The organism is Corynebacterium sp. 2571A, from assembly GCF_055700935.1.
This window is the reverse complement of the sequence record NZ_JASTTE010000005.1, coordinates 39,376-47,072: the sequence shown is the minus strand read 5'-3', so window position 1 is coordinate 47,072 and position 7,697 is coordinate 39,376. Positions and strand designations below refer to the sequence as shown.

Genomic DNA, 7,697 nt, shown 5'->3' with positions numbered 1-7,697 from the left:
GTCCATCTGCGGCACCGTTGTGAGCGACTCGCACCCCTGGAACATAGTGCTCATTGTGGCCACACTGCGCGTGTCCAACTGAGGCACAGTCTTGAGCGCGGCGCAACCGTTGAACATTCCGTACATGCCGACCGTGTTGCGACTGTCAATCTCGAACGGGAGTTCCGTCACGGTCTGGTAGTCCTCGCCGTACTCTTTGAGCTTCCCGCGCAGCCAATACATCGCCTCCCAGTCCCCCGGTGTGGCGGGCATAACCTCGACGGGTTTGCGCTGCGTCTCCGTGAACACATACGTGCCGGGGTCTGCGAACAGCTTCTTCCCCGCACGTATCACGTCCCCCTCCGCGATAGATTCCCCGGTTTCGGCGTAACGCAGGCCACCACCCCCACCTGTGCGGGTGTAGGTGGCGTTCGCCGCGAGGTACAGACCGTCGCCTGCGATGGACTGCACGAGTGTGTTGTCGCCGGTGACGGAGCCAGTGTCCCACTTAGGGGAGGAGAATAATCTGCCTGGTTTCATGGTCACGGTGAACACTCGGGGTGTGAACGCGGTGTAGATTTTCCGCCCCATGTGCCAGATTTCCTTGACCTTGCGTCCCCGGTGGTACACCGATTTAACCTTGCGTCCCTGATGATAAATAGGCATAATCCCCCCCCTTATTCGTAGACGATGTGCAGCTTGCCGTCCCTAGCGTCCGTGTCACCCACCACGATCAGCGCGTCCGTATACGCCTTCGCATTCGCCAGCGTCGTGTCCACATAGGACTTGTCGGCAAGACTCCCCGCGTCCGTGATATCCGCCAGTGTGTGAGTGTGCGACTCAGGCGGGAACGTTGACGGCTTGTCCGTCAGGCCGGACCACGTGGTGGTACCCGGCTCACCGTCAGCACCAGGCTCACCCGGCTCACCAGGATCGCCCTTGTCGCCCTTCAGGCTGGCGCGCTGCTCCGGGGTCAGCTCCTCAAACGTCATCGTGCCATCCTGGCCGGGGTCTCCTTTAGGCCCCTCAGGACCACGGGGCCCCGTCTCACCCTGGTCACCCTTAGGCCCCTCAGGACCTTCAGGACCTTCAGGACCAGCCGGACCAGCAGGGCCAGCGTCACCCTCAGGACCCTGGGGACCAACATCCCCCTGAGGACCTCGGGGGCCAGTATCGCCGGTTTCACCCTTGGGACCTTTAGGGCCAGCCAGCGAGGGGCTGGTTTTACCATTAACGGTGAGCTTGTCGCCGTCCCACGAGGTGGAATCGGCTATCTGTGCGGCACGGTCAGCATCAGACTTTGCACTGTCAGCACTACCGGCCGCCTGTGACGCGAATTCCTCCGCATCCGTAGCAAACTTCTCCGCACCCGACTGGGCGGACACGGCCCTAGACTCCGCCGTTTTCGCGTTCTTTTCCGACCTGCCCGCATCCTGCGCAGACTCCTCAGCCTGCGACGCCAACGTCTGCGTGTTAGACGCGAACCGCTCAGCCGACGACGTGTGTTCTTCCGCAGTCCCAGCCGACGACTGCGCGGCCTCAGAAAAGCGCTCAGCCGCCTGCGCCTGCTCCGTAGACCTATCAGCCTCCCGATTAGCGCGGTCAGCCCCACCAGCAGCATCTACAGCAGATTCTCCCGCCGTTTTAGCTGACTTGGCCGCCGCTGTAGCACTATCCTTAGCGCTAGTGGCAGCGGTAGTAAACTCCTTGCGCACATTACCAGCGGCAATATCAGCAGCACTTTTTGCTGCGGCATCGGCTTCCGCCCGCACAACATCCTCAAGGGGGATACGCGCCATCTCATACGAACCTGCCTCCGACCGCACACGAAACACCAACTCAGCCCCGTCCACGATGATGCTTTCCAACCCCACGCCGGCAGGGCCGCGCACAATCGGGTCTGGGGTGTTCGCCACGGGGGCTACCATAGTGAGGTCGACTTCCCCATCCGGTACCGCATCAAACACGATAGGCCGCAGGCTAAACGACCAGCCATCAGCCTGCATGTTCGCAAACGTCGCCTTCCACCGCACAATACTAGGCTCACAGCCTTCACCACCGGCGGCGAGGTACACTCCTTCCCCACCCCGGTGCATGATGATGCCATCACTAATCCGGCATTGAATTGGTGCGAGCACCAAGGATTCGGGGCCGTGGGGCCCTGACCACTGAACAACATCGCCCTTGTTCACGCTGGGAGTGAAAGTAACGACGCCGTTAACCTTCACCAATTCTGGGCTGCGGTCTTCATCCCATGAGTCAATTACGACGGCGCTTACGGCGCGACGAACGCGAGTCCATTGCATGGTCTACCCTCCAAAAATGTGATGGGCCTATTGTGCAGCCAACGGGGCGTTGTGCAGCAGGCTAGATCCGGCGTGGCATGACATCAGGGACAACAAAGATGGTTACCGACCGGTAAGCCAGATGCAGGCCGCCAGGAGTCATCCAAAAGATCCCAACGTTGTCGCTGCCCTCTTGGCGACCATCTACGATACGTTCGGATACGATGTCAACTTCGCCACCTGTAGTATTGGCGAACGCCACAAAATAACCAGACCACGTGCCCTTGATGACGATTTCGAGCGTTCGCTCAATCGTGCCCGCTTTGTAGCGTGCAACAACATGTCCGCCGTCTGGGCTAGGTTGCTCAGCGCGTAACCCACTCACGTTTGAGTAGAGGAGTCGTACCTGTGAGCCGTTAATCATCGAGATGGCGTTCGTGTTTGCCGACGTGGCCTTACCTACCGCTTCGACGGCTGCCGAGTTCGCGGCAGCAGCATTACGAATAGACACCACCGAACGATTCGTAGCAGCAATCGCCGTACTGTTAGCCTCATTCGCCGCCACCAACGCCGTAACCGCCTGATTAGTAGACCGAATAGCGCGAGAATTAGCCTCCGACGCAACCACAGTAGACTCCACCGCACGGCCCAACGCATCCACCGACTTATTCGTCGCCGTAATCGCACGCGAATGCGCATCAGACGACCTCCCCAACGCCTCAACAGCCTGAGAATTCGACGCAGTAGCCCGCGTCAAAGCCACAACAGACTGATTCGTCGCCCCCACCGCAGCAGTATTAGCACTAATCGCAATCCGCTTACCCTCATCAGAGGTCAAATCAGCCTCACGAGCCACCCCCAACGCATCCTCCGACTGAGACAACGCCCCATCAGCCGTAGACCGCGCAAGCGCCGCCTCCTCCACAGCATCAGAGGACTCCGACCTAGCCCGCCTCGCCTCCGCCACAGCATCAGCCGAATCGCGCACCGCCCCCGCCGAATCCTGCACAGCCTGACGCGCCTGCTTACGTGCGTCATCAGACACCTGCAAAGCCTGCCCCGAGGTAGACACCGCCGCCTCAGAACGAGTGCGAGACACGTTCGCCACCGACACGGCCTTATCAGATTCCACCAGCGCCGCGTCCGCTTTCTCCAACGCCGCCGCCGACTGTGCCAAAAACCGCGCAGCATCCAACACCCGCTCACGAGCCTGCCGAATCAAATCATCCACAGTGGCTTTCTTCGTCACCGACTCATTTAACGCTTGAAACAAATCAGGACGAATACCAAAAGTATCAGCACGCGACCGCGAATTCTCAGGGTTCACGGGCTGCCCGTACACCTGTTCCCGCCGCTCAGCCTCCACACCCTCCAGCCACGGGTCTTTACCCGGATCCATCGGACTAGTCATAGCCTCCCCCTAGGAGAAATCCGTATTCGTCGGCATCGCCATAAATGACAGCGACGCCCCAGAACGCCAAAAGTCCCATCCACCAATCGTGCCCCTAGTTTTCTTCAGCACAACATAAATGCTGGTAGCCGTATTCGCCTTCACCACACCGACACTATTGCCAGGTGTCATCCGAGAATCCACAGCAGGCACAATCACCGTGTAATCCTCACGCCGCTGGTACGGCTTGCCCATACCCCGGCCCACAATGTCGCCGCGCTGGGCGTTACCCACGCGCACTTCCGCGTCATACTGCACACCAATCGGAGTCTCCACCCGCAACTGCCCGCCAAGGATGACGGGCTTCCAATCGAATGGCAGACCCGGCACCGTAAACGAGGCAATGAGTTTTTCCGAAACATTGCCAGACCCGATAAGCGACTGCGAAAACGACGTGAAATCATTCTCCCCCAGCACCCACGGCCCCACTGGGGCAAGCACACTACGCGGTACCCACTTCGACCCGTTCCACGTCAACGACTCCCCCGGCACCGGAGGACGCGACACATCCACATCCGGAGACGACGACACATTCGACGCCTCACCCTCATCGCCCTTCTCACCCGGCGGCCCCACCGGCCCCTGAGGCAGGACAAAGTCAAGAACAAACGTATCCTCAGTCGAGGCCGCCTGATTCACAGACACACGAGCATCCCCACCAGGCACCACGGAGCCAATCTGCACTCGCGGCGTCACACCCGGCTCACCACGCAGACCAATGAAATTCGGGATTTCGAAATAATCCTTACCGTCCCACACCCACAGGGACTTGGACTTCGTGTCCGGGAATGCCGACCCTCGGTCAACGTCCCGCAGATTCTGTGGCAGCTGCTTCTTATCGGTGATTAATGCACGGAACCAGAAACCAGGGCCAGGGTCGCCCGGCTCACCTTTTTCACCACGGCGGCCACGCGGCAACTCCAGGTAGGCGGCCTCCGGGGTGACCTCAATGAGGGCACGCTGCGTGGATAATAGATCCTCGGTGTCTACCCACTTGAGGATGAGTTTGGTCTCTAAGTCCTTGTAGATGGGGGTTTGGTCGGCCACGATAGTCTCCTAGGTGCGCATAAATTTTGGGGCTACTAGTTTGGTGTACTAGTCGCCCCTAGTTGTCCTTCTGTTGTTGTTCTTTCCACTCCATCAGCGTCAAAAAATCCGGCGGTGGCAGCGTGTACCCCTTGTCTGCCGCCCACACTTCCCAGCCATGCACGAGGCTGGTCACCCAAATGATGTAATGATGCTGGTCCCGCACGGTGCGCTGCAATGTGACGTATTCTTCAGCTTCTTTCTCCGCAGCTTCCGCCCTACGACGCCGCAACCATTTCCCGGGCAGGGCAAGGCCAGAGAGCTTTTCTGATAGGTTTTTCTCCGACAGGGCAGCATTCGACCCCAACACGAGCACCACCACACCAATGGCAAACCCGTACGGGGAATTCGACGCCCACTCCCAAAACCGTTCTTCACCCATTCGCCACCGAGCCCCCGTCCAGCTGCTCATCCTCCAGCTTTTCACGCGTACGGCGATCCACACCCATCCTCCACCACAACGACAAGGACAGGACAGAGTACGTACCAGCGTGCCCCAGGTGGTCAGTTACCAGGCGGGCGTCCTCCGGGGGCCACGGCCAGGGCAACATGCTGGGTGCCCAAATCTGAACCGCAAACATCATGTTGACCCCAAACCCCAGGAATCCCACCCATTTACCGGCGACGGGGGAGCGAGCTAGAACCGCGTACCCACCAGTAACAGCCAGCACGATACACGCGATACCCCACGCCTCCGGTTGGGAGAGATTCTCCACCCAGATAGGGCTCCGGTCGATACTGTCCCCTGTGATGTAGTCCACGCCACGGGACAGCATCATCACCGACAGGATGCCTATCATCGCCTGCATCGTACGAGTCATCACTATGCCCCCGGATAGATGCCCGGCTGGTCGCTGTCCTCCACCTCTACCGGCTCCACCACGGGGGTGACTCGCGCAATGAGGGATTCCAGCTGGTTTTCGACACGGGCGATACCAGCATCCGCTCGTGTGGAGGACACTGCCGCGTTGAGGACGTCCGCTTCGGTGGAGCGGTCACCGGATCCCCGATGAGTCTTCGCAGCTGCTACACCTAGGCCCAGCGCCCCCAACGTGCCCGTGACCTGACCGATTACCTCAACCGCATCGTTTACTTGGTCGCCCGTTACTAGGCCAAGGGTCATCGCGACAAAAAGTGCTACGCCTAGGACGATGTAGACAAACTTGCGTACCGGCCAATCGGCCTTGCTCATGTTATTCATTGGTGTTCTCCTTGTCTGCCAGGGTGGAGACAGTGCCGTTGAGAGTAGACACTGCGCTAATAAGCTGGGTGAACGATTCCGTGATCTGGTTGAGGGCGTTCTCCTGGGCGCTGACTTTTTCCTCCAGTTTGTTCTGACGGTCGTAGGTCAGTGCCAGCAGCTCAAACAGTGTGACGCCTTTGCCGCCGTCAATCTTCTTGTTGGCTGCGGTGAGTACGCTGTTTAAGTCCCAGCCGGAGAAGGTGGGTTCGCCGTCCTTGTTTTTGCCGGGGCCTGCGAGCTGGTCGAGTGACCACTTGATGCGGTTTTGGTCGATACTGGTCAAGGTGAGTCCTTCTTTCTTAGTGGTTGGTGTCTTTTTGCCAGTGAATATTGCTTGTAGTTGGTCGCGGGTGCCTTTAAAAGCGTTGACGTCTACGGGGAAGCGGCCGGCGACTTCGCCGTTGCTGCCGAATTGCAGGATGTCGGGCTTACGGTCACCCAGTGGGTATGGCCAGCCGGGGTGATTTGCCCCGCCGTCAGCGTGATACGTGGCGGAGGCGGGCCCGCGCCGGTTCCACCCGTAGTGGCTCACCCACAGGTGGCCCAGCCCCTGCATGGACGGCTCGCCGCCCGGCATACGCTCCCAGTACCACGCGCCGGAGTAGACGCCCGGGACACGGTATCCGCGCCGCTCCAATTCTCGTTTGGCCTCCCACACATCCTCACCGCGCAGCAGATAGTGACGCGGATCGCTTGGTGGGAACCGGTTATCGACGCTCTCGACGTCAATCCACACGCCGAGGTCTCGGCGCCCGCCCATCTGCTGGTCGATGACATCCACCTGCTGACTAATCGTCGTGCCCTCCGACGGGGCGCGCAGATACCAATAGGTAGAGACCAGGAGGCCCGCGCCCTCCGCGTCCGCCAGGTGCGAGCGGAAGGTTTTGTCGCGGTAGGTGCCGTCACACAGGCGGAGGATGGCAAAGTCGAAACCCTCCTGCTTGGTCTTGCGCAGGCTCATGCCGTTCTGGTGCTCGGATACATCAACACCTAGGAGGGTGCCGTGCGCGGCAGGTTGGGCTGCTGGTCGTGGTGCGGGCGCGGTCTTGCTCTTGGCCGTGGAGTAGGCGTAGCCCTTGGGCACCATGAGTGAGCAGATTTGGTCAAAGCTGCACCAGTAGCCATACGGGGTGAAGCCCGAGTCGGCAATCCACAGTTTGCGCTGTCCCTCGGTGGAGTAGCCCATGGCCGCGATATAGTGGTACACTACGCCCCCGCCGTAGGCTGGTGACTGGGTGGACGGGGCCACCGCCTTAGGGTAGTTCGACGGTGGGGCCACGATGTTGATAATCACACCATGGCCTGCGTCGATGGATCCGGTCATCTCCCGCCAGATGACATCCTTAAGCTGGCCGCTGGGATAGTTGCCCACGTCGCGGTGACGGTAGGCCGCGCCCGGAATCAGCGCGTTCAGAACGCGGGGGAACTGGCCGATGTAGTCCGTGCCGTTAACCGTGGTTCCGAGCTTTCCTGCAAGTTCACGCTCCTGAATTAGCTTGCCCGTGGCTGACAGCACGACTGTCTGGGTAGATGCTGGGCCGCAGTAATAGTAAGTGTCTTGGGTGACATCGCGGCGCGAGTATGGAAGTTCTTTGAGCACGCCCGCCCCTCTTTCTGATTTGTTGTGTACGCCCTTCACCCTGCACGAGTAGGG

General features: G+C 60.0%; 6 protein-coding genes and 1 pseudogene. All 7 read right to left on the bottom strand.

Annotated elements, in window-relative coordinates:
* A pseudogene (locus tag QQS53_RS10340) lies at positions 1-645 on the bottom strand (hypothetical protein); the annotation flags it as partial.
* An 11-nt stretch (positions 646-656) separates the two neighbouring features.
* The gene (locus tag QQS53_RS10335) at positions 657-971 is read right to left on the bottom strand and encodes a collagen-like triple helix repeat-containing protein (protein ID WP_472775754.1); all 315 of its coding nucleotides are present in this window, start codon (positions 969-971) and stop codon (positions 657-659) included.
* 1,375 nt (positions 972-2,346) lie between these two features.
* Complete coding sequence (locus QQS53_RS10330) at positions 2,347-3,675, bottom strand: hypothetical protein (protein WP_472775753.1); 1,329 nt, start codon at positions 3,673-3,675, stop codon at positions 2,347-2,349.
* Between the two features lie 9 nt (positions 3,676-3,684).
* Positions 3,685-4,761, bottom strand: coding sequence for a phage tail protein (locus tag QQS53_RS10325; protein WP_472775752.1), 1,077 nt, complete (start codon positions 4,759-4,761; stop codon positions 3,685-3,687).
* A gap of 58 nt (positions 4,762-4,819) precedes the next feature.
* Entirely contained in the window at positions 4,820-5,212 is a 393-nt protein-coding gene (locus QQS53_RS10320; protein ID WP_472775751.1) for a hypothetical protein, read from the bottom strand.
* A 411-nt stretch (positions 5,213-5,623) separates the two neighbouring features.
* On the bottom strand, positions 5,624-6,001 hold the full coding sequence (locus tag QQS53_RS10315; protein WP_472775750.1) for a hypothetical protein: 378 nt from the start codon (positions 5,999-6,001) through the stop codon (positions 5,624-5,626).
* Positions 5,994-7,643, bottom strand: a complete 1,650-nt coding sequence (locus tag QQS53_RS10310; RefSeq protein ID WP_472775749.1) for a GH25 family lysozyme — start codon at positions 7,641-7,643, stop codon at positions 5,994-5,996. The genes QQS53_RS10315 and QQS53_RS10310 overlap by 8 nt, the downstream gene beginning before the upstream one ends.
* Positions 7,644-7,697 lie beyond the last annotated feature (54 nt).